Source organism: Pseudomonas sp. Root569, from assembly GCF_001427465.1.
Lineage (GTDB): Bacteria > Pseudomonadota > Gammaproteobacteria > Pseudomonadales > Pseudomonadaceae > Aquipseudomonas > Aquipseudomonas synxantha.
This window is the reverse complement of the sequence record NZ_LMGQ01000007.1, coordinates 1-20,584: the sequence shown is the minus strand read 5'-3', so window position 1 is coordinate 20,584 and position 20,584 is coordinate 1. Positions and strand designations below refer to the sequence as shown.

Below are 20,584 nucleotides of genomic sequence, written 5' to 3'. Positions count from 1 at the left end.
CTCTGAGTTTCAGCCATTTGCGGCGACGCCTTGGAGGTACGCAGGTAAAGTTGCATGAAGAACTGCAAGGGCCTGTCATGACCAACACTCAATCGCTGCTGGATGCGCTGATTCAGTCCATAGATTCGCGCACCCCGGCGCCCGGCGACTATTCCATGCCGATTGCCGGGCTGGGTTTTTATCGGCGTGAACAACCCGCTGCGCCGGTGGTATGCATGGTCGAACCGTGCATCGTGCTGGTGGTGCAGGGCGAGAAGCAGTTGTGGGTCGGCGGTGAGGGCTACCCCTACGACGCCTCCCGCTTTCTGGTGACGTCGCTGGACATTCCGGCCAATTCACAAGTGCTGGTTGCCAGCCCCGAGCAACCCTGCCTGGGCCTGACGTTCAAATTGGACCTGCGCATGCTGGCCGAGCTGATTGCCCAGGGTGATCTGCCGCCGACCCGTGAACGCGCAATGATGAAGGGCGTTGGTATCGGCTCGGTGACCGGCGGCATGCTGGCTGGCTTCGCGCGTTTGGTGGCGCTGCTGGACGAGCCCGAAGCGATATCGGTGCTTGCGCCGCTGGTCCAGCGCGAGATTCATTACCGCCTATTGAAAAGCGATCAGGCCGCTCGCCTGCGCCAGATCTGCTCGGTGGACGGGCAGGGCTATCGCATCGCCAAGGCCATTGATTGGCTGAAGTTGAATTTTGCCGCTGCACTGCGTGTGGAAGAATTGGCAGCCCGCGTGCAGATGAGCGCGGCAACCTTTCATCATCATTTCCGGCAATTGACCGCAATGAGTCCTTTGCAATATCAGAAATGGCTGCGCTTGAACGAGGCGCGACGCTTGATGTTGAACGAGCACCGGGACGTGTCCAGCGCCGCGTTCAAAGTGGGCTATGAGAGCCCGTCACAGTTCAGCCGTGAGTACAGTCGGCTGTTTGGCTTGGCGCCCAAGCGCGATATCGCCTTGTTACGGGGCAGGTCGGATGTCAGTGATCCGCCGGGCTCAGATTAGCGTAGAAAATGCAGCCGATAAGCCGCGCAAACAAGCTCAGGGTTTCGGGCAGGTTGGGGTCGTCGAACAGCATTGCCCGCGAATCCAGCGCACACAGCGCTCCAAACAGGCGCCCATCGGGCAGAAAGATCGGCGCGCCGGCATAGCTTTCAATGGCGTATTGCTTGACCACCGGGCGCGACGCAAAACGGCCGTTTTGACTGATCTGGGGGATGAACATGGCCTGGGGGTTGATGCAGAACTCACTGCACAGAGTGGTTTCCAGGTCGAGTACATCGTCGACATTGATGCCCATTTGCAGAGGGTCGTAGGCCGAGCAGACCACCCATTCCAGGTCGGTAAATTTGGCGATGCCGGCAAATCTCATGCCGGTCAAGCGCGTGACCAGCTTGAGAATGTTCGTTGTGGCTTCGATTTCTGCGATAGCAGCGCGTTCGTCTGCGCTGAGTAGCGATTGTGCGGTGACGCTTGGAATCATGCTGAACACTCCAGTGGCATGGCCGCTCGCAGCGGCCATGCACAGTCAGGTCTTAGTTAATCCGTGGATGCTGCTGCACCAGGTTTTCACGCTTGGCTTGCAGCGCGGCAATCTCGGCATCGATGTCTTCGATTTTCTGCTCGATATTGTCGTGATGCTCCTGCAGCAGCTCCTTGGCTTCCGCCATGTCGGAAGCCGCAGGTGCGGCGCCGCGTAGGGGCTTGTTGGCGGTTTCCTTCATGGTCAGGCCAGTGACCAGGCCGACCACGGCGAACACCATCAGGTAGTAGGCGGGCATGTACAGGTCGTTGGTGCTTTCCACCAGCCAGGCGACGACGGTTGGCGTGACGCCGGCGATCAGCACCGAGACGTTGAATGCACTGGCCAGGGCGCTGTAGCGCAGGTGAGTAGGGAACATTGCCGGTAAGGTGGAGGCCATCACGCCGATAAAGAAGTTCAGCACAATGGCCAGGATCAGCAGGCCGCTGAAAATCAGCCCGGTCTTGCCGCTGGTGATCAGCATGAACGCCGGGATCGACAGGAACAGCAGGCCAATGCTGCCGGCGATGATGAACGGCTTGCGGCCGATCTTGTCGCTGACAAAGCCAATGAACGGCTGCACGAACAACATGCCGACCATGATTGCGATGATGATCAACACGCCGCTGTTTTCGGCGTAGTGCAGGTTGTGGGACAGGTAGCTCGGCATGTAGGTGAGCAGCATGTAGTAGGTCACGTTGGTGGCCGCGACGATACCGATGCAGGTCAACAGGCTGCGCCAGTGCTTGGTGGCGATTTCCTTGAACGACACTCGAGGGCCGTGGGTCAGGCCTTCGCGGTCGCCCTGTTCGAGCTTGTCGACGTGTTGCTGGAACGCCGGGGTCTCTTCCAGCGCATGGCGCAGGTACAGGCCGATCATGCCCAGGGGCAGGGCGAGGAAGAACGGCAGGCGCCAGCCCCAGGATTCGAATTCCGCTTCGCCGAGCACGGTGGAGATCAATACCACCACACCTGCGCCAAGCACGAAACCGGCAATCGAACCGAAGTCCAGCCAACTGCCGAGGAAGCCGCGCTTGCGGTCCGGAGCGTACTCGGCGACGAAGATCGATGCGCCGGTGTACTCGCCACCCACCGAGAAGCCTTGGGCCATTTTGCACAACAGCAGCAAAATCGGCGCCCAGATGCCGATGGAGGCATAGCCGGGAATCAAGCCAATGGCGAAGGTGCTCAGGGACATGATCACGATGGTGGCGGCGAGGACTTTTTGCCGCCCATACTTATCGCCCAGAGCGCCAAAGAACAGGCCACCCAGTGGGCGAATCAGGAAGGGCACGGAGAAGGTGCCCAGTGCAGCAATCATTTGCACGCTGGGAGACGCGTCGGGGAAGAATACCTTGCCCAGCACGTAGGCGACAAAGCCATACACACCAAAGTCGAACCATTCCATGGCATTGCCAAGTGCGGCAGCAGTGATTGCTTTGCGCATCTTGCTGTCGTCGACAATGGTGATGTCTTTCAATCCGATGGGTTTGACGCGTTTTTTCCGTAATTTCATGCGGGCCACTCTTAAAGCTGAACAGGGGAGGTGCCATCGCTACGATGGCACCACTCTGTCAGTTCAGATACAAGAGGACACGAAATAATTCACCCCGTCGGGTACTTTTTCTCGCGTTTGCGAAAATATCGTTATCAGTGCCCTCGCGCCGGCGTGCGAATCCACGCCTTAACCAAATTTAAATGTGGGAGGGGGCTTGCCCCCGATGGCGGTGGGTCAGTTAACAAATAGGCGTCTGGCACACCGCTATCGAGGGCAAGCCCCCTCCCACATTGGGTCGTCGCTGTTTTGAGCATTTCGTTCGCTTAACTGACTGCGGCGACGATGGCGATATTGGCTAAACTCGGCTCGCAGGCCTATGCCGCAAACAGGAACGCCATTTGTATGCCAAACCGCCATTCACGCCTCAGCTACCGCCAACCGCAGCCCGCTGATGTTCAGCGATTGCTCGCGATCTTCGGCGACCCGCAGACCAATTTGTTCAACCCGGCCGGGCCCATGCCGGATCTCGCGGCGGCCCAGCGCTTGCTGGCCCATTGGATGGAACAATGGGCCAGTCACGGCTACGGCTGGTGGGCGATCGCCCGCAAAGAAGCGCCCGGACATATCATCGGGTTTGGCGGCATTGCGCAGCTCAACTATCTGACACAACAACGCGTCAACCTCGGCTATCGCTTTGCCGTCGAAGCCTGGGGGCAGGGCTACGCCACCGAGGTGGGGCGTGATGCGTTGGTGCTGGCGTTTGAAACCCTCGGTCTGCCAGAAGTCTTCGGCCTGGTACGACCCGACCATGTAGCGTCGATCCGTGTGCTGGAAAAGATCGGCATGCAACCTGTCGGCCTGTTGGACGACGTGCCAGGCCAGGCACCTAGCTTGGTGATGCGGGTTTGTCATCCTACAACTGCACAAAGCTGACCTTTTTTATACCGGTCTAACTCCTCGATAAGCGGCACTCTTTCCGATTGACACTGCGTGGGCGTCCCGATATAAAAGTCGAAGTTGTACGACGACATATGACGTTACATATGTTCTATCTAACAAAAATAAAAAGTGATGCCATGAATCTGAACGAGCCCATCAGTGCCCATCGTGTCGGCCAGGCAGTCGGCAGCTATCGCTGGACGATCTGCGCGATGCTGTTTTTCGCCACCACGGTCAACTACCTCGACCGCCAGGTGCTCAGCCTGTTGGCACCGCAACTCTCGACGCAATTTGGCTGGAGCAACACCGATTACGCCAACATCGCGGCGGTGTTCCAGTTTGTCTATGCCATCTCCATGCTGTTTGCCGGGCGGTTTGTCGACAAGATCGGCACCAAGGCCGCTTACGTGGTGGCGATTGGGATCTGGTCCACCGGGGCGATCATGCATGCGTTTTCGGTGCCGATGGGCGAGGGCATCGCTGCGATCAGCGGGGCAATCGGCCTGGCAGTGATCCCAGTGTCGATTGCCGGTTTCATGCTGTCCCGCGCTGTATTGGCGATTGGCGAAGCAGGCAACTTCCCTATTGCGATCAAGGCGACTGCCGAATATTTCCCCAAGAAAGAACGCTCACTGGCCACCGGCATTTTCAACTCCGGTGCCAACGTCGGTGCGATCCTGGCGCCGATCTGCGTGCCACTGATTGCCGGCCTGTGGGGCTGGGAAGCGGCCTTCATGGTCATCGGCATGCTGGGGTTCTTGTGGGTCGCGGTCTGGGCTGCGGTGTACGAAAAACCGGAACAGCAAAAACGCCTGTCGGCCGAAGAACTGGCCTATATCCGCAGCGACCAGACCGTACAACCTTTCACCCCAGTGCCTACAGGCACCACCGCAAAGAAAATTTCCTGGTTCAAGCTGCTGACTTACCGCCAGACCTGGGCGTTCGCCTTTGGCAAGTTCATGACCGATGGCGTGTGGTGGTTCTTTCTGTTCTGGCTGCCCACCTACCTGTCGGCACAGTACGGCATGAAAGGCGCCGATATCGTCATGCCGCTGGCGGTGCTGTACAGCATGACCATGGTCGGCAGCATCGGTGGCGGCTGGTTCCCCAGCTATTTCATGGCGCGTGGCGATGCACCCTATGACGGGCGCATGAAAGCCATGCTGGTGATTGCGCTGTTCCCGCTGGTGGTGTTGCTGGCGCAGCCGTTGGGTTACCTGAGCTTCTGGGTGCCGGTGCTGCTCATCGGCGTGGGCGCCTCGGCGCACCAGGCGTGGTCATGCAATATCTTCACCACTGTGTCCGACATGTTCCCGCAGAAAACCGTTGCCTCGGTGGTCGGCATCGGTGGCATGGCCGGTGGCCTGGGCGGCGTGGTCATGACCAAGATCGGCGGCTGGGTGTTCGACTACTACAAGTCGATCAACGACATCCACACCGGCTACATGATCATGTTTGCCATCTGCGCCCTGGCCTATCTGGTGGCCTGGAGCGTGATGAAGGCATTGGTGCCGCGCCACAAGGAAATCACTGATCTCTAGTGGTCGCAGCAGGCAAGTGTAGAAACGCCATCAGCGCGGCAACTATGGACTCTGGAGCATCTTCTTGCACCAGATGCCCGGCATGGGGGACGCGCAGGTAGCGTGCCCCGGCCAATCTGCCAGCCAGTGCATCGCCTTGCGCCACCGAGATCCACTGATCCTCCTCACCCCAGAGCAACTGCACCGGGCAGCGGATGCTGGCAAGTTGTACTTCAATGGCGTCGGTATAACGCTGATCCATTTGTGCAATCTGACGATAAAAGGCTGCCTGGCCACTCTCGCCGGTCCATGGCGTGACATAGGCTTGCAGCACCTCGGCAGGCAGCGGCTTGAATGCGGCGCCCTGGAGATAGGCACGCACAATCGCTTCATGGATATAAGCCGGCGCGTCGCTGAATGCCCGTTCGTGGCCGCGCACATGCTGCACCAGCGGCGAACCCCAGGGCGCAATGGCGACGGGATCGATCAAGGTCAGGCTGGCGTAGTCGCAGCCATCCAACAGATGTGCCCGTAGTGCCGTGGCACCGCCAAAGTCATGGGCGAGTACATGGGGCTGCTCCAGTCGCCAGTGTTGGAGCAGCGCGGCGAGCAGGATGTTTTGCACGCCGAGGGAGACGTCCTGCCCCGGCGCTTTTTGCGACTGGCCGTAGCCCAGCAGGTCGTAATAGAAGACTCGACAGTGCCGGGCGAACAATGGCGCGATGCGGCGCCATACGTGGGCAGAGAATGGTGTGCCGTGCACCATCACCAGGGCCGGCCCCTGTGTGCCGAGTTGGCCCCAGCGCACGGCTTGGCCACGGAAATCAAAGGCTTCGGGCAGTGCCAGGGCGTCACTTGAGTCAGTCATGTTGGAGCTCCCCCAAGGTTGGGTGGGTTGCCGCAGGTTTTGCCTGCGCCAGAATGATACGCACCGCCATCACCACGCCAATCAGCACGGCGGCCAGGCCTGCGACCTCCATGGGCGTCGGCCAGCGCTGATGAAACCAAAGGCCGAGCAGAGTGGCGAACAAGGATTCAAGGGCAATCAATTGACCGCTCAGCACCATGGGCAGGCGCCGCGTCGCTGCGTTCCAGGCCCACGCGCCGACGACGGTGGACATCACCGCGATCACCAGGCTCCAGGCATACAGCGGCCATGCCTGGCTCCAGCCAGCGCCAAGGGTTGGCAACTGCAATAAGCCTAGCGCGTATATCCAGGGCAGCAGGCACAGCGCCGCGACGCCTGCACCCACCAGCATCAGGGCGGTCCACAGGCCGGTCGCGCAGGCCGGCAGGCGCGCCAGCTGCTTTTGGTTGATCACGCTGAACCCCAGCCATAGGGCCACCGCACCCAACGAGAAGCACAGCCCGGCCAGCCAGGAACCAGCACCCAGCGAGGGCTGGTGCAGGCTGCTGATGTTGGCCAGCAACAGCCCCACCGTGAGGCAAGACAGCGGCATCACCAACTGGCGCCAACGCAGGGTCTTATGGCTGGCGTTGCCTACCAGCGCCAGTAGCACCGGGACCATGCCGACGCAGGCTGGCGTCAATACCGGGCCGCCGAATATCACGCCGGCGGCAATACAGACGCCATAGCCCAGGCACCCCAATGCGCCCAGTACCGCCGCGAACAGCCGCTGGCCTGGGCTTAGCACAGACAGTTGCGCCCGGCACAGGACCATCCAGACGACACCGAGCGCACCGGCTATCAAGAAGCGCACGGCCATCAGGTCGTAGAGGCTGTAAGCCCCGGTGACGTAGGGCGCAATAAAATTCAGCGCCCAGCCGAGGGTGGCGACCACCGCGAATATCACGCCGATAGAAACTGAGGTGGGGGAAGTGCTCATCAGGTTGATCCATGAAGTAATGCATCCATGGTGCCCAGCCGCGTGGGTGTGCTACAAACGAGTTCTCGGCCTTGAATGCATAACCTCAAATTATGAATCTACTCGGCAAAACCCTACCGCCCCTCGCCAGTTTGCTGCCGTTTGAAGCGGCCGCGCGCCTGGAGAGTTTCTCCAGGGCGGCCGATGAGCTGCACATCACACAGGCGGCTGTCAGCCGGCAGATTCGTGGGCTGGAAGACAACCTGGGGGTGAAGCTGTTCATCCGGCGCAACCGTGCGGTGTTCCTCACGCAAGAGGGGCGTGAATTGGGGCGGGTGGTCAGCCTTGCGTTGCAAAGCATCAGCGATGGCGCGGCTAACCTGCGCGCCTCCCCGCAACGCAACCGGGTGGTGTTGCTGTGCCAGTTGTGCGAGGCGTTCTATTGGCTGATGCCGCGCTTGTCGACGTTCCACCAGCAATACCCGCAGATTGAAATCCAGGTGGTGAGCTGCACGCGGCCTATCACCCAGTTCGATAGCCATTTCGATGTGGCCCTGCAAAGTACCCGGCGCGCCAGTGGCGCCCATAGGCTGATGTTCACCGCCTCCGACGAGGTGTTCCCGGTGTGCAGCCCGGCCTACCTTTGCCCGGAGCAGCCGTTACCCCTGAATGAATTACAGCCCTGCACATTTTTGCACCACAGCTCCGAGCCTCCGCACTTGATGGAGTGGGATGAGTGGCTGCAGGTGTTCGGTCGGGTGTTGGCCAGGGATGCGCGCAGTGCCACTTTCGACAGCTACCCGCTGATGTTGCAGGCCGCGGTGGAGGGGCACGGTGTCGCCATGGGCTGGCGGCGTACCGCAAGCCGGCTGATCGAGAGTGGGGCATTGGTCCGGCCCTGCGCTGAAAGCGTATTTCTGCCTGAGGCAATTTCGGTCTACAAGGAGCAAGGGGCGGGCAGTCGGGGCGAGGTCGAAGCGCTGCTGGCGTGGCTGCAAGCGCAATTGCACAGTGATGGCTGACAGGGGCGTCGCCACCCCTGTCATATCCGGTTAACGGTTACGGGTGACTCGCCAAACAGTATTGGCCAGGTCATCGGCAATGATCAGCGCACCTTTGGGGTCCACCGTCACGCCCACCGGGCGCCCACGGGTCTTGCCATCGTCACCGCGAAATCCGGTGGCGAAGTCGATGGGTTCGCCAGCAGGCTTGCCATTGCTGAACGGCACGAAGATCACCTTGTAGCCCACCGGATTGTCGCGGTTCCAGCTGCCGTGTTCGCCGACAAACACGCCATCGGCAAATTTTTCACCCATGGCCGGAATGGAAAAATCCACGCCCAATGCAGCCACGTGGGAGCCCAGGCTGTAATCGGGCTTGATTGCCGCCGCCACCTTGGCCGGGTTCTGTGGTTGTGCCCGTGGGTCGACGTTCTGGCCCCAATAGCTGTACGGCCAGCCGTAGAAGGCGCCTTCTCGCACCGACGTCAGGTAGTCCGGCACCAGGTCGGGGCCGAGTTCATCGCGTTCGTTGACCACCGTCCACAGTTGCCCGGTACCCGGTTGAATGGTCAGCGCCGTGGGGTTGCGCAGGCCGGTTGCGTAGGGCCTGTGAGCCCCGGTAGTCGCGTCGATCTGCCAGACCATGGCGCGGTCAATCTCCACTTCCATGCCGCGTTCGGTGATGTTGCTGTTGGAGCCGATGCCTACATATAGCTGACGTCCGTCGTCACTCACGGCCAGTGACTTGGTCCAGTGGTGGTTGATCTGCGCCGGCAGGTCGGTGACTTTGACCGGCGGCGCACTGGCCTTGGTCTGGCCGTCGGCGTAGTCGAAGCGCACCAGTGCGTCCTGGTTGGCTACATAGAGTTTGCCGTCGGCGAACGCCAGGCCATAGGGCGCGTTGAGGTTATCGGCGAACACCGTCTTGAGCTCATAGGTGCCGTCACCGTCGGCGTCGCGCAGCAGGGTAATGCGGTTGCCGCCCTTGACCTTGGTATTGCCCTGGGCCTTGATCACGCTGGCGATCACGTCCTTGGGCTTGAGCTTGGCCGCACTGCCGCCACGGCCTTCGGCCACCAGGATGTCACCATTGGGCAGCACCAGGGTCTGGCGCGGGATCGCCAGGTCGGTGGCGATGGCGGTCACGCTGTAGCCTTCGGGCACGTTGGGCTTTTGCTCGCCCCACGGGGTGGGCTGCGCAATCTTCATGCTCGGCAACAGGCTGCTTTGTTGTTCAGGCAGTTTAGGGTCAGGGCCGCGAGCCTGGGTCTTGTCGCCTTCGCCACCACAGGCAGTGAGCAGCAGGGCTGCGCTGAGCAGGGTCAATGTGTTGAGGGTTTTCATCGGGCAACTCCTGAGCGCAGGTTGGTCAGGCCGATCCAGGTCGCGACGATCGCCAGCACGGTGACAATTGCCGATAGCACCAAGCCTGTAGGCATCATGGCGTACGCGTCCTTGGCATGCTGGAAGGCGTTGACCAACCCAAGCACCCAGGTGCCCAGCAACAGCAGGAAATAAGCCATAGGTCGCCCGCCCTTATGTTCGGCGCGCACCAGGTTGACCAGCGCAAACAGCAGGGCAAAACCGCAGAACACCAGCGCCCCGGCGATCAGCCATGAGGCGAAGTTGGCCCATTGGATCTGGTAGGTCTGGCCGTAGGCGATATCACTGAGCAGGGCCCCGAGAAACAATGGCACGGTGCCGGCCACTAAGGTCCCATGCAGCGGACCAGGTCTGACGACGGGGTAGGTGGGTAGGGTAGTCATGTCGGTGGCGGCTCCTTATCGTTCTGCACCCTGGGCTCAGGGCGCGCTGACTTCGCATAGGAAAGGAGCATGGCATTTATAAGAAAGTTCACTGGGAGGTCGTGTCGAGATGTTTTTCGAACCATGCCGCGTAGGGGGTATTGCTGACTTTGCAGCGGTTGTAATCCGGAGCGCCATCGTGCCACCACGCCGGCCCACGCTCGCCCAATGCGACCTTGGCATGCTGCACCTGCTGCCGGGCGGCTTTCAATGCCTGGGCGTCAGCGGCGCCCTTGGCCGCCTTGACCGCCCGGCGTGCATCCATCAGTGCATTAACCCAATGTTGCCGGGTTGCCTCATCCAAGGCCGGATTGGTACAGCGCCACAGTTGCCCCTTGACCACAAAATAGCGGCCGTCCGGTGTGCTAAGCATGGTGCCGATGCAGCACCCGCAGCACGCCCCACAGCATCGACATTACAATTGCCATCCAACCGGCAAACAGGCTGAAGAGTGTCATTGCAAGGTTCATAAAGGTCTCCCGTTGCGTTGTCGTCTCTTTATAGGTGACCTCGCTTGCAAACCAGGATTCAACTGGATGTGTTTACGGCCGCGACTGCATGATTCATCCTGCCGGGCCCGACAAGAGGAAACGCCTTATGCCAACCCTGCATCTGCTGTGCGGCAAGATCGCCTCCGGCAAGTCCACGCTCGCCAAGACCCTGGCCGCCGAGCACCGAGCCATTGTGCTCAGCGAAGACCACTGGCTGGCCAGTCTTTACCCCGGTGAGATCCAGGCCATCGCCGACTACCTGCGCTGTGCCCAGCGGGTGCGCGGTGTACTCGGGCCGCTGGTGGTCAATCTGTTGGAATCCGGCGTGAATGTGGTGCTGGATTTCCCGGCCAACACCTTAGCCAACCGTGAGTGGTTGCTCGGCTTGGCCCAGGCGGCCAAGGTGCCCCACCGCCTGCATTATCTGGAACTGGACGATGCGACCTGCCGTGCCCGCCTGCACGCGCGCAACGCCCAGGGCGAGCATGACTTTGCTGCAACTGACGCTGAATTCGACCTCATCACTCGCCACTTTAGTGTGCCGAGTGAAGAGGAAGGCCTGGTGATTGAGGTGCATCACCCGTGACCCTCCTGCAAACCACGGGCGTCGATGCCGACGGGTTTATCCTCACCGTCGCCGATGTTCCTGTACAAATCGAGTTCCAGCCCGTGCTGGCGGATGTCTGCGCAACCCTGTCCCAGGCGGCGTTCGGGCTGCATGGGATTTATCTGTATGGCAGCGTCGCACGAGGCCAGGCCGAGGTCGGGGTTGCTGATCTCGACCTCTCGTTGATACTCAACGATCCCCCGGATGCTGCGGTGCTCGAGCAAATTGAAACGACCCGAATTGCCTTGGAACAACGGCATCCGCAAGTGACCAAGATCGACTTCGATATCGGTCATCACGCTCAAGTGTTGGCGCCGGAAAACCGCAACAGTTGGGGCTTCTGGCTCAAGCATCATTGCCGCTGTGTATGGGGCGAAAACCTTGCACGGTACTTCGACCCGTTTCGCCCGTCCCGCGCCATCGCCATGGCGGTCAATGGTGACTTCGAGCAAGCGCTCACGGCGTATCTCGTGCGTATCGAACAGGCCGGTACTGAACACGCACGTCATCGCCTGCAGCGTGAAGCATCGCGAGCCTTGATCCGGGCCACTCACACCTTGCGCGCAGACGATGCGCACATGTGGCCGCATACCCTGGAAGAGTACGTCGCGCTGTTTGTTCAACAGTACCCCTCGATGCGCGTGCAAATCGCGTACTTCCTGTTTGAAGCGCGTAACCCCAGCGCTGAGTGCGAGGTGTTTTCCACGCGGCTACGGGCGTTTTTGAGTTGGATGGTTTCGGCGCTCAGGGAAAGGAATCAATCAAATGCGTGAACGCAAAGCCGCACGACTAATGGTGATAAGCCCTGCAAAGCAGGTGCTGCTGTTCCGCTTCGTGCATAAAGACGGCGCATTGGCTGGCAGGAATTACTGGGCTACGCCGGGCGGTGGTGTTGAAGCCGGGGAAACCTATCACAGCGCCGCAATCCGTGAACTGCGCGAAGAGACTGGCATCACTGTCAGCAGCGTTGGCGAATCCGTGGCAGAACGCAGTTTCCCATTGATGCTGCCCAGCGGCGAAACCGTGTTGGCGATCGAGCGCTATTTCGTGGTGCAGGCGCCCAGCGAGGCGCTGTCCAGGGCCGAGTGGACGGCTGAGGAGACCCAGGTGATGGCGGATCATCGTTGGTGGTCGGCAGAGGAGCTGCGCACTACGACGGACACGGTGTGGCCGCAGGGGCTGGTGGAAATGCTTGAGGACGTCGGCGCCTTCTAACCGTTTTCAGGTTGGAAGAACCGCTCGGGCCGGCAAGGCGCCAGGGCAGGGCAGACCCTATCCTCCATGATCTCTTCGCTGGCAAGACTCCCCACGATGGCTGCCAGCGTCACGCCAGGATGCATCGCGCAGACGTACACACCGCTGATGCCTGGCAATTGGCCAATGATCGGAATGCCATCGGCCGGGATGGGCCGCAGCCCGACGCAGGCCAATTGTGGTTCGATGAACGTGACCCCTTCGAGTTCATCCGCAATAGCCTGGGCGGTGCGCCGGGCGATGGCGGCCGCCTGGTTTTCCGGGGCGTCGTCCAGATAGTCTTCGGCTGCCAGCCAGGTCCCCTCAGCACTTTCGCGCACCTCCATTGCAGGGTTGGAAATAAGCGTGCGCACGATGCCGGGTGGGGCGTTGTAGCGGATAAAGATCGCGGGGGAGGCTTCAATCGGCAGGGGCACACCCAACAGCTTCGTCAGCGCGGGGATTCCGGTGCCGGCTGCGAGCACCACCACGTCGGCATCGATGACGCCCAGGCTGGTTTCAACGCCGGTGACCTGTGAGCCCTGCATCCTGAAACCCAACACCTGGGTGTGGGTCAGCAGCGTGGCACCGTGGGCTTGGGCACCTTCCATTAAGGCATGGGTGGTGTGTACCGCGTCGAGTGCGCCTTCTTCGGCTTTGAATTGGGCCTGCTCAGGCGGGTTTCTCAAACGCGGCTCAAGTGCCTGGATACGCTGGCGAGTGATCCGTGAATCCGCCCCAGGCTGAATGTCTGCGCCGTAACACAGGGCGCCCGTCCAGCGTATCTTCACGGCGGGCAGCTCATGCTCCAGGCGGTGATACGCGTCAATCGCTGCACTGCGCAAAGTGGCAATGGGGTCGGGTGCGTCGTGGGTCGTGTTGAGCCAGGCAAATGAGGTGGCCGTGACCCCGGACGCGACTTCGCCGGCCTCGACCACCGTCACATTCGCGCCCTTGCCGGCCAGGTGATAGGCCAGTGAAGCCCCCACGATACCGGCGCCAATCACTACAATGCGCTTGCCTTGATGCATATCCGCTTCCTTGTTAATGACTCGCCAGGATCTCGCTGGTCTGGAATACCCTGGCATAGTCCATCGCCAGGTTACTGAGCGACAACGCATGCACATCTTCAGCCGGCCACAGGCGTCCCGACAGGTCGGCTTGATCGAAGGTAAAACAGGCATCCGCCGCCACGATCACATCAAGCCCCAGGTTGCCGCCTGAGCGCACAGTGGCCTCCACGGAGTTGTTGGTGATGACCCCGACGATCACCAGTTGCTTGATCGAGCGCATGTGCAGCCAGCGCTCCAGGCCCGTGGCGCTGAAGGCATCCGGTACGTTTTTCTCCACCACATGCTCGTGGGCCAGGGGGTGCAGTGCGTCCTGGAATTCACAGCCGGGCTGGCCTGGCCAGAACACCGAGCCGGGAGAGCGGGAGATATGCCGCACATGGATGACCGGGCGTTGAGCATGGCGCCAGGCGTTGAGCAGTTGCTGTATGCGTAGCTCTGCTTCTAGGTTGTTGCGACGGCCAAGGGCGGGGTCGGCCATGCCTTTTTGCATATCGATGATCACCAGTGCAGCGTTCGTCGCTAACGGTTCCATGGCCTGTCCTTTTGCGGGTGAGGCGCGAAACATATCAGCCGATGCGGGGCTTATACAGTGGCCTGTTCGAAAATATGATGGGCCAATGGCAGTTTGACGCTTGACCGTTATTCAACTGGCCTGGCGCAATCTAAATGTGGGAGGGGGCTTGCTCCCGATAGCGGTGTGTCAGTGAGCTTATTTGTCACTGATCGACCGCTATCGGGAGCAAGCCCCCTCCCACAGAAGATCGCCCTGACCCTCGGCGCTTGCTGAGCGCCAGGCAATCAGCGAACGGCTCTGGATTGGCCTTCTGGCTGCTGAAACGCTACCCTCGTTCTCAATTCCCCAACCACCGGCTGTGACAGTGAGTCACGGTCTACATGAATCAGGACGATGAACGATTATTCTCTGAAGCTCGCGAACTACTGGCGAAACTCCCTGGCCGATGCCGAAAACGGCAATGGCGCTTTATTCAACAGCCATGTCAAAACCTATACGGTCTTGCCCATGGCCGCCTTGGCCGCGGGCTGTTTGCCGGCTGAGCAGGTGGAGCTGCTATTTGCCGGCGAACCTGCGCAGTTACTGCACGTCGACGTGACCTTACGACCGTTTGTCTATGCCTCGCGCCCGGAACACCGCAAGGCGCGCAATGGGTTGCCGGCGTTCATCACACCGATTCTTTGCCGTGTGTCGGTCACCCGCGACGGGCGCATCTACGCGACCGGGCCGGCGTTGGTGCCCCGTGACATCCTCGAGCCGTTGGATTATGACAATTTCACCCTCGGTGCACAGTACGACCTGGACCGTTTTCTGGCCGCCCAAGAGGCGCCCCGGTTCGAACCGCCGCCCTCCGGTACCGACGTGAACCCGGAGCAGTATCGCGAAAAGTGGATCAGCTACCTGCGCTACTGCAAGAACATGTTCCACGCGGTGTGCAACGCTTGGGACGGCGTGGAAGACGGCTTTGACCCGGTCAACTACTGTTACCTGTTCAAGGAGCAGAAGGCTGACGGTTTCAGCATCAACATCGTTGCGCTCTACGATCACCTGCGTGCCAGCAAGCCCGATGCGCCATTGTTCGAGCGATTTGCACAGCGTGGCCCCACCGCCGATGAGCCGTGCCTTGCGGCCAACAGCCTGTTCGCCAGCCGACGCGGGCATGCCGGTGACGAATACGCGCTGGCGCCTGCCCAGCGCGATAGCCTGGCGCACCTGTTGGCCGGGAATACCGGGGATATCCTGGCGGTCAACGGGCCCCCGGGCACCGGGAAAACCACCTTGGTCCTCTCTGTGGTGGCCTCGCTCTGGGCCAAGGCTGCCGCAGAAGGCGGCGAACCGCCGGTGATTGTCGCCAGCTCGACGAACAATCAAGCGGTCACCAATATCATCAAGGCGTTCGGTAAAGACTTCGCCGCGGGCACCGGGCCCTTCGCCGGGCGCTGGTTGCCCGACATCAATAGCTTCGGCGCTTACTTTCCCAAGGCCTCGGCCGAAGCGGAGATGGCGCGCACTTACCAGACCAAGAGCTTTTTCCTTGAGCTTGAGTCGCAGGCCTATCTCGACAGGGCCCAGCAGGCTTACCTGGGCCGCGCGGCGATGGCCTTTGCTGGCGACCCGCAACCCACGCTGAAAAATACCGTGGACAAGCTCCAGGCCGAAATTCGCCTGCGCCAGCAGCAACTCGCCGCGATCGAGCAAACTTGGCCACGGCTGGTGGCTGCCCGCAAAGCTATCCAGGATCTGCTCGGCGATGACCCACGGGCGGCCATCAGTCGCCTTGAAACCCAGCTGCGGCTGCAGACTGAACAGCTGGCGAGCACCCAGGCACGCTTGAAAGACTTCAAGCACTACCTGGCCCATGAATCGTTGATCTACACGCTGTTTGGCTGGTTCGGCCCGATTGCCGCCAAGCGCCTGCGCCTGGCCAAGCTTCACGTCGATGAGGCAGACACTGAGCTGCAAAGCGCCGTCGATGTGCATGACATGGAGCGCCGCCTGACCGCCGCCGTGAGCCACGCCGCGCAAAGCCTGAGAACACTCCAAGCTCAGCGGGAGCGGGTGGACGAGTTGCTGCGCGGCGAGCAGCGCGAGCTGTTGAACTGGCAGGCGGTGATTGGCGTATTACCCCGCGCGACCGGCAAGCCTGCCGCACAGGTGACGCTGGAGGACTGTGATGCCTGGGCGGACACTTCGTTGCGCTTCGAGACCTTCCTGCTGACCACCCATTATTGGGAGGGGCGTTGGTTGATGGAAGTCGCCGAGGAGTTGCCGCTGATCCTCAAAAGCCGTAAAAAAAATGGCCGCAAGACCCTGGAAAAAAACTGGCGGCGCTGGATGAAACTCACGCCTTGTGTGGTCGCGACGTTTCACCGATTACCGGGCGAGCTGTCGTGCAGCCGTCGTGATGGCGATGGTTATGTCAAAGACTATGCGCTGAACTTCATCGACCTGCTGATCGTCGACGAAGCAGGCCAAGTGCTTCCTGAGGTGGCGGCGCCGTCTTTCGCCCTGGCCAGGCAAGCTCTGGTGATCGGCGACACTCAGCAGATTGAACCCATCTGGTCGATACCGGCGGCCGTGGATATCGGCAATTTGCTCAGCGCCGGCCTGTTGTCACGCAGCAGCGTGGACGACGATTACGAGGCGTTCTGTGACAGCGGGCGCAGCGCCGCCAATGGCAGTGTCATGGCGATTGCGCAGTCGACCAGCCGCTATCACTACGACCCTGAACTGGCGCGCGGCCTTTACCTCTACGAACACCGCCGTTGCTATGACTCGATCATCGATTACTGCAACGCCCTCTGCTACAAGGGCAAGCTGCAACCGCGCCGGGGCGCCAAACCGCAAGGTGGCTTGCCGGGGCTGGGCTACCTGCACATCGACGGGATGTGCCAGCAGAAACAGGGTGGCAGCCGTCATAACCTGCTTGAGGCACAGACCATTGCGGCCTGGATCAAGGCCAACGAACAGCAGCTCGTTGAACGCTACGACAAAGAGCTCTGGGAGATTCTTGGGGTGATAACCCCCTTTGGCGCCCAGACCCGGGCGATCATCGAGGCCTGCAGCGCATTGGGCATTCGCACTGGCAAACTTGACGGTGAAATGACCGTCGGCACGGTGCACTCTTTCCAGGGCGCCGAGCGGCCCGTGGTGATTTTCTCGGCGGTGTACTCCAAGCACGCCGACGGCGCGTTCATCGACCGTCGGGACAGCATGTTGAACGTGGCCGTGTCTCGCGCCAAAGACAGTTTCCTGGTGTTCGGCGACATGGATCTGTTCAGCCAGATACCCGCCAGTAAGCCTCGTGGGCGCCTGGCCCAGTACCTGTTGCACAGCCCGGAGAACGCACTGGCGTTCGACTTCCAACCTCGGGTGGATTTGCTTACCGCGCGCACTGGCTTGAGTCACCTGCATGAATTTGCCGAGCATGACCGGTTCCTGTTACGCACCCTGGAAACGGCACGCCAGCAAGTGCAGATTGTGACGCCCTGGGTCAAGTTGCGCGGCATGCGCGAAAGCGGCGCCTTGGATGCAATGGTCGGCACGGTGCAGCGGGGCGTGCAGGTGACGGTCTACACCGACTTGCGCTTCAATACCGACATCAACCCCGGCCGGTCCGAAGGCAACCCGGGCAAAATCGCTGAATTCAAGGAGGCGATTGCGGCGCTCAAACAGCATGCCGTGCAGGTGCGCGTGGTCAACAAGGTGCACAGCAAGCTGGTGATGGCCGATGAGGAGTTACTCTGCGTCGGCTCGTTCAATTGGTTGAGCGCCGCACGTTCGGGCGATTACGTGCACCACGAAACGTCCATGGTCTATCACGGGCCGGACGTCAGCAGTGAGCTGACTATCAACCGCACGAGCCTGGCGCGACGCCTGAGCTCAAGCCAACCTTAGCCTGGCGCAATGCTATGCCAGGGGCCTAAAGGCTGCTGGCATAGCGACACCGATCGGCAGCCCACACGCAAAACCCTGAGACTTCCCGGCGAAAATCTTCATAATGGCGGCCAATTTGTTTAGCTCGTTATTCTGGTGTGCCCGCATGGAAATTAAGGTCAACTTTCTCGACAACCTTCGGCTTGAAGCCAAGTTCGATGACTTCACGGTCATTGCCGACCAGCCCATCCGCTACAAGGGCGATGGTTCGGCACCGGGGCCATTCGATTACTTCCTGGCTTCGTCGGCGTTGTGTGCGGCGTACTTTGTGAAGTTGTACTGCCAAACGCGCAATATTCCCACGGAGAATATTCGCCTGTCGCAGAACAACATTGTCGACCCGGAAAACCGCTACAACCAGATCTTCAAGATCCAGGTCGAGCTGCCTACGGATATCTCCGACAAGGATCGCCAGGGCATCCTGCGTTCCATCGACCGGTGCACCGTGAAGAAAGTCGTGCAGGCCGGGCCGGAGTTTGTGATTGAAGAGGTAGAGAATCTCGACGCCGACGCCCAGGCATTGCTGATGCCCAACTCGACGTCTGAGGCCGGCACCTACATCGCCGGCAAGGACCTGCCGCTGGAGCAGACCATCGCCAACATGTCCGCGATCCTCGCCGGCCTGGGCATGAAGATCGAGATCGCTTCGTGGCGCAATATCGTGCCCAACGTCTGGTCGCTGCATATCCGCGATGCCCATTCGCCGATGTGCTTTACCAACGGCAAGGGCGCAACGAAGGAGGGCGCCCTGGCGTCGGCGCTGGGTGAGTTCATCGAACGGCTCAACTGCAACTTCTTCTACAACGACCAGTTCTGGGGCGAGGAGCTGGCCAATGCGCCGTTCGTGCATTACCCGGATGAGCGCTGGTTCCAGCCGGGCAAAAATGACGAGCTGCCGAGTGAAATCCTCGATGCCTACTGCCTGAAGATCTACAACCGCGATGGCGAGCTGCGCGGCTCGCACCTGTTCGACACCAATTCCGGTAACGAAGCCCGCGGCATTGTCTCGTTGCCGTTTGTGCGCCAGTCCGACGGTGAAGTGGTGTATTTCCCTTCCAACCTGATCGAAAACCTCTACCTGAGCAACGGCATGAGCGCCGGCAACACCTTGGCCGAAGCCCAGGTGCAGTGCCTGTCGGAGATTTTTGAGCGGGCGGTGAAGCGCGAAATCATCGAGGGCGAATTCGCGCTGCCGGACGTACCGGCCGAAGTGTTGGCCAAGTACCCGGGCATTCTGGCGGGCATTCAGGGCCTGGAGGCCCAGGGCTTCCCGGTGCTGGTCAAGGATGCGTCCCTGGGCGGGGAGTTCCCGGTGATGTGCGTGACCTTGATGAACCCACGCACCGGTGGCGTGTTCGCCTCGTTCGGTGCGCACCCAAGCCTGGAAGTGGCGCTGGAGCGCAGCCTCACCGAGCTGCTGCAGGGCCGCAGCTTCGAAGGCTTGAACGACCTGCCGCAGCCGACCTTCGAAGGCCAGGCGGTCACCGAGCCGAACAACTTCGTCGAGCACTTTATCGACTCCAGCGGCGTGGTGTCGTGGCGCTTTTTCAGTGCCCAGTCCGATTATGAATTCGTCGAGTGGGACTTCTCCGGCCACGGCGAAGACTCCAACGCCCAGGAGGCCGCGACGCTGTTCGGCATCCTTGAAGGCATGGGCAAAGAGTCGTACATGGCGGTGTACGAGCACCTGGGTGCCACCGCCTGCCGCATCCTGGTGCCGGACTACTCGGAGATCTACCCGGTGGACGACCTGATCTGGGACAACACCAACAAGGCGCTGTTTTTCCGCGAAGACATCCTCAACCTGCACCGCCTCGACGAGGACGAGTTGCAGGCACTGGTCGAGCGCCTGATCGAAAGCGAGCTGGACGACTACACCGATATCACCACTCTGATCGGCATCGAGTTCGATGACAACACGGCCTGGGGCCAACTGACCATTCTGGAGCTGAAACTGCTGATCTTCCTGGCCTTGAAGCAGTATGAAGAGGCCAAGGAATGCGTGGAGATGTTCCTGCAGTACAACGACAACACCGCCGAGCGTGGCCTGTTTTACCAGGCGATGAACGCGGTACTGGAGATGGAACTGGATGACGACCTGGAGCTGGCCGACTACGAAGCCAACTTCCGGCGCATGTTTGGCAACGAACGCATGGATGCGGTGATCGGCTCGGTGGACGGCAGCGTGCGGTTCTATGGGTTGACGCCGACCAGCATGAAGCTGGAAGGGCTGGATCGGCATTTGCGCCTGATCGACAGCTACAAGAAGCTGCATGCGGCGCGGGCCAACGTAAGCCTTGGCTGATTTACACTGTCAATGTGGGAGGGGGCTTGCTCCCGATAGCGGTGGGTCAGTTRCAAATAAGCTGACTGATGCACCGCCATCGGGRGCAAGCCCCCTCCCACATTTTTGATCGATGTTTGRYGTTAGATGTGCGCCAAGGCTTGGGCCAGATCCTTGCGCAGATCCTCAACCCGCACYAACATRATYTCGARCTGATTSYGCRTTCAATGTGGGAGGGGGCTTGTTCTGGTCAAGTTTTTCCGGACACCGATTACGGTGGTCAAGCCGCCTGCTGCTCCATGGCTATTGGAGACAGGTAGTTATTGTAGCTGTGGAGCC

General features: G+C 60.6%; 18 protein-coding genes. 9 read left to right on the top strand and 9 right to left on the bottom strand.

The window, feature by feature from the left end:
- Positions 1 to 77: 77 nt before the first annotated feature.
- The gene (locus ASD70_RS08160; protein WP_056846154.1) at positions 78 to 1,001 is read left to right on the top strand and encodes an AraC family transcriptional regulator; all 924 of its coding nucleotides are present in this window, start codon (positions 78 to 80) and stop codon (positions 999 to 1,001) included.
- Here ASD70_RS08160 and ASD70_RS08155 read toward each other — a convergent pair.
- Together ASD70_RS08155 and proP are read right to left on the bottom strand one after the other, a co-directional pair.
- Positions 976 to 1,479, bottom strand: coding sequence for a GAF domain-containing protein (locus ASD70_RS08155; protein WP_043051798.1), 504 nt, complete (start codon positions 1,477 to 1,479; stop codon positions 976 to 978). The genes ASD70_RS08160 and ASD70_RS08155 overlap by 26 nt on opposite strands.
- Positions 1,480 to 1,531: 52 nt before the next feature.
- Positions 1,532 to 3,034, bottom strand: a complete 1,503-nt coding sequence (gene proP / locus ASD70_RS08150; protein WP_043051797.1) for a glycine betaine/L-proline transporter ProP — start codon at positions 3,032 to 3,034, stop codon at positions 1,532 to 1,534.
- 384 nt (positions 3,035 to 3,418) lie between these two features.
- Here proP and ASD70_RS08145 point away from each other — a divergent pair, with 384 nt between their 5' ends.
- Together ASD70_RS08145 and ASD70_RS08140 are read left to right on the top strand one after the other, a co-directional pair.
- On the top strand, positions 3,419 to 3,949 hold the full coding sequence (locus tag ASD70_RS08145; protein ID WP_056846153.1) for a GNAT family N-acetyltransferase: 531 nt from the start codon (positions 3,419 to 3,421) through the stop codon (positions 3,947 to 3,949).
- A 143-nt stretch (positions 3,950 to 4,092) separates the two neighbouring features.
- Positions 4,093 to 5,496 (top strand): MFS transporter, encoded by a 1,404-nt coding sequence (locus ASD70_RS08140; RefSeq protein ID WP_046068348.1) that lies wholly within the window; start codon positions 4,093 to 4,095, stop codon positions 5,494 to 5,496.
- On the opposite strand, the gene ASD70_RS08135 is transcribed toward ASD70_RS08140, so the two are convergent.
- Positions 5,483 to 6,343, bottom strand: a complete 861-nt coding sequence (locus tag ASD70_RS08135; RefSeq protein WP_046068347.1) for an alpha/beta fold hydrolase — start codon at positions 6,341 to 6,343, stop codon at positions 5,483 to 5,485. The genes ASD70_RS08140 and ASD70_RS08135 overlap by 14 nt on opposite strands.
- Positions 6,336 to 7,322, bottom strand: coding sequence for a DMT family transporter (locus ASD70_RS08130; protein ID WP_056846152.1), 987 nt, complete (start codon positions 7,320 to 7,322; stop codon positions 6,336 to 6,338). Before ASD70_RS08130 ends, ASD70_RS08135 begins: the two co-directional genes overlap by 8 nt.
- 92 nt (positions 7,323 to 7,414) lie before the next feature.
- On the opposite strand from ASD70_RS08130, the gene ASD70_RS08125 reads away from it, so the two are divergent.
- Entirely contained in the window at positions 7,415 to 8,323 is a 909-nt protein-coding gene (locus tag ASD70_RS08125) for a LysR substrate-binding domain-containing protein (RefSeq protein WP_056846151.1), read from the top strand.
- A 30-nt stretch (positions 8,324 to 8,353) separates the two neighbouring features.
- Here ASD70_RS08125 and ASD70_RS08120 read toward each other — a convergent pair whose 3' ends face one another.
- The 3 genes from ASD70_RS08120 to ASD70_RS08110 all read right to left on the bottom strand — a co-directional run bounded on the left by ASD70_RS08120 (position 8,354) and on the right by ASD70_RS08110 (position 10,480).
- A complete protein-coding gene (locus ASD70_RS08120) occupies positions 8,354 to 9,646 on the bottom strand; it encodes a PQQ-dependent sugar dehydrogenase (protein WP_046068344.1) in 1,293 nt (430 codons plus the stop codon).
- Complete coding sequence (locus tag ASD70_RS08115; RefSeq protein WP_056846150.1) at positions 9,643 to 10,068, bottom strand: DUF2231 domain-containing protein; 426 nt, start codon at positions 10,066 to 10,068, stop codon at positions 9,643 to 9,645. Before ASD70_RS08115 ends, ASD70_RS08120 begins: the two co-directional genes overlap by 4 nt.
- A gap of 88 nt (positions 10,069 to 10,156) precedes the next feature.
- The gene (locus ASD70_RS08110; protein ID WP_046068342.1) at positions 10,157 to 10,480 is read right to left on the bottom strand and encodes a hypothetical protein; all 324 of its coding nucleotides are present in this window, start codon (positions 10,478 to 10,480) and stop codon (positions 10,157 to 10,159) included.
- A gap of 224 nt (positions 10,481 to 10,704) precedes the next feature.
- Between ASD70_RS08110 and ASD70_RS08105 the strand changes: the two genes are divergently transcribed.
- The 3 genes from ASD70_RS08105 to ASD70_RS08095 are packed head-to-tail and all read left to right on the top strand — an operon-like array spanning position 10,705 to position 12,420.
- Entirely contained in the window at positions 10,705 to 11,184 is a 480-nt protein-coding gene (locus tag ASD70_RS08105) for an AAA family ATPase (protein ID WP_046068341.1), read from the top strand.
- Positions 11,181 to 11,978, top strand: a complete 798-nt coding sequence (locus ASD70_RS08100) for a nucleotidyltransferase domain-containing protein (RefSeq protein ID WP_056846149.1) — start codon at positions 11,181 to 11,183, stop codon at positions 11,976 to 11,978. Before ASD70_RS08105 ends, ASD70_RS08100 begins: the two co-directional genes overlap by 4 nt.
- Positions 11,971 to 12,420 (top strand): NUDIX hydrolase, encoded by a 450-nt coding sequence (locus tag ASD70_RS08095; RefSeq protein WP_056846148.1) that lies wholly within the window; start codon positions 11,971 to 11,973, stop codon positions 12,418 to 12,420. The genes ASD70_RS08100 and ASD70_RS08095 overlap by 8 nt, the downstream gene beginning before the upstream one ends.
- Here the strand turns inward: ASD70_RS08095 and ASD70_RS08090 are convergent.
- Both ASD70_RS08090 and ASD70_RS08085 read right to left on the bottom strand, forming a co-directional pair.
- Entirely contained in the window at positions 12,417 to 13,469 is a 1,053-nt protein-coding gene (locus ASD70_RS08090) for an NAD(P)/FAD-dependent oxidoreductase (protein WP_056846147.1), read from the bottom strand. The two genes, ASD70_RS08095 and ASD70_RS08090, sit on opposite strands and share 4 nt — an antisense overlap.
- Before the next feature lie 13 nt (positions 13,470 to 13,482).
- The gene (locus ASD70_RS08085; protein WP_056846146.1) at positions 13,483 to 14,043 is read right to left on the bottom strand and encodes a cysteine hydrolase family protein; all 561 of its coding nucleotides are present in this window, start codon (positions 14,041 to 14,043) and stop codon (positions 13,483 to 13,485) included.
- Positions 14,044 to 14,418: 375 nt separating this feature from the next.
- Between ASD70_RS08085 and ASD70_RS08080 the strand changes: the two genes are divergently transcribed.
- Entirely contained in the window at positions 14,419 to 17,922 is a 3,504-nt protein-coding gene (locus ASD70_RS08080) for an AAA domain-containing protein (protein ID WP_056846145.1), read from the top strand.
- 145 nt (positions 17,923 to 18,067) lie between these two features.
- Positions 18,068 to 20,266, top strand: a complete 2,199-nt coding sequence (locus tag ASD70_RS08075; RefSeq protein ID WP_043051791.1) for an OsmC domain/YcaO domain-containing protein — start codon at positions 18,068 to 18,070, stop codon at positions 20,264 to 20,266.
- Positions 20,267 to 20,584: the final 318 nt, after the last annotated feature.

Bases quoted from the DNA above. Each gene is read 5' to 3' on its own strand.
- ASD70_RS08120 (WP_046068344.1), bottom strand. From the start codon at position 9,646: ATGAAAACCCTCAACACATTGACCCTGCTCAGCGCAGCCCTGCTGCTC.
- ASD70_RS08125 (WP_056846151.1), top strand. From the start codon at position 7,415: ATGAATCTACTCGGCAAAACCCTACCGCCCCTCGCCAGTTTGCTGCCG.
- ASD70_RS08135 (WP_046068347.1), bottom strand. From the start codon at position 6,343: ATGACTGACTCAAGTGACGCCCTGGCACTGCCCGAAGCCTTTGATTTC.
- ASD70_RS08155 (WP_043051798.1), bottom strand. From the start codon at position 1,479: ATGATTCCAAGCGTCACCGCACAATCGCTACTCAGCGCAGACGAACGC.
- ASD70_RS08085 (WP_056846146.1), bottom strand. From the start codon at position 14,043: ATGGAACCGTTAGCGACGAACGCTGCACTGGTGATCATCGATATGCAA.
- ASD70_RS08110 (WP_046068342.1), bottom strand. From the start codon at position 10,480: ATGCTTAGCACACCGGACGGCCGCTATTTTGTGGTCAAGGGGCAACTG.
- ASD70_RS08105 (WP_046068341.1), top strand. From the start codon at position 10,705: ATGCCAACCCTGCATCTGCTGTGCGGCAAGATCGCCTCCGGCAAGTCC.
- ASD70_RS08160 (WP_056846154.1), top strand. From the start codon at position 78: ATGACCAACACTCAATCGCTGCTGGATGCGCTGATTCAGTCCATAGAT.
- ASD70_RS08090 (WP_056846147.1), bottom strand. From the start codon at position 13,469: ATGCATCAAGGCAAGCGCATTGTAGTGATTGGCGCCGGTATCGTGGGG.
- ASD70_RS08130 (WP_056846152.1), bottom strand. From the start codon at position 7,322: ATGAGCACTTCCCCCACCTCAGTTTCTATCGGCGTGATATTCGCGGTG.
- ASD70_RS08140 (WP_046068348.1), top strand. From the start codon at position 4,093: ATGAATCTGAACGAGCCCATCAGTGCCCATCGTGTCGGCCAGGCAGTC.
- ASD70_RS08080 (WP_056846145.1), top strand. From the start codon at position 14,419: ATGAACGATTATTCTCTGAAGCTCGCGAACTACTGGCGAAACTCCCTG.
- ASD70_RS08095 (WP_056846148.1), top strand. From the start codon at position 11,971: ATGCGTGAACGCAAAGCCGCACGACTAATGGTGATAAGCCCTGCAAAG.
- ASD70_RS08075 (WP_043051791.1), top strand. From the start codon at position 18,068: ATGGAAATTAAGGTCAACTTTCTCGACAACCTTCGGCTTGAAGCCAAG.
- ASD70_RS08115 (WP_056846150.1), bottom strand. From the start codon at position 10,068: ATGACTACCCTACCCACCTACCCCGTCGTCAGACCTGGTCCGCTGCAT.
- ASD70_RS08145 (WP_056846153.1), top strand. From the start codon at position 3,419: ATGCCAAACCGCCATTCACGCCTCAGCTACCGCCAACCGCAGCCCGCT.
- proP (WP_043051797.1), bottom strand. From the start codon at position 3,034: ATGAAATTACGGAAAAAACGCGTCAAACCCATCGGATTGAAAGACATC.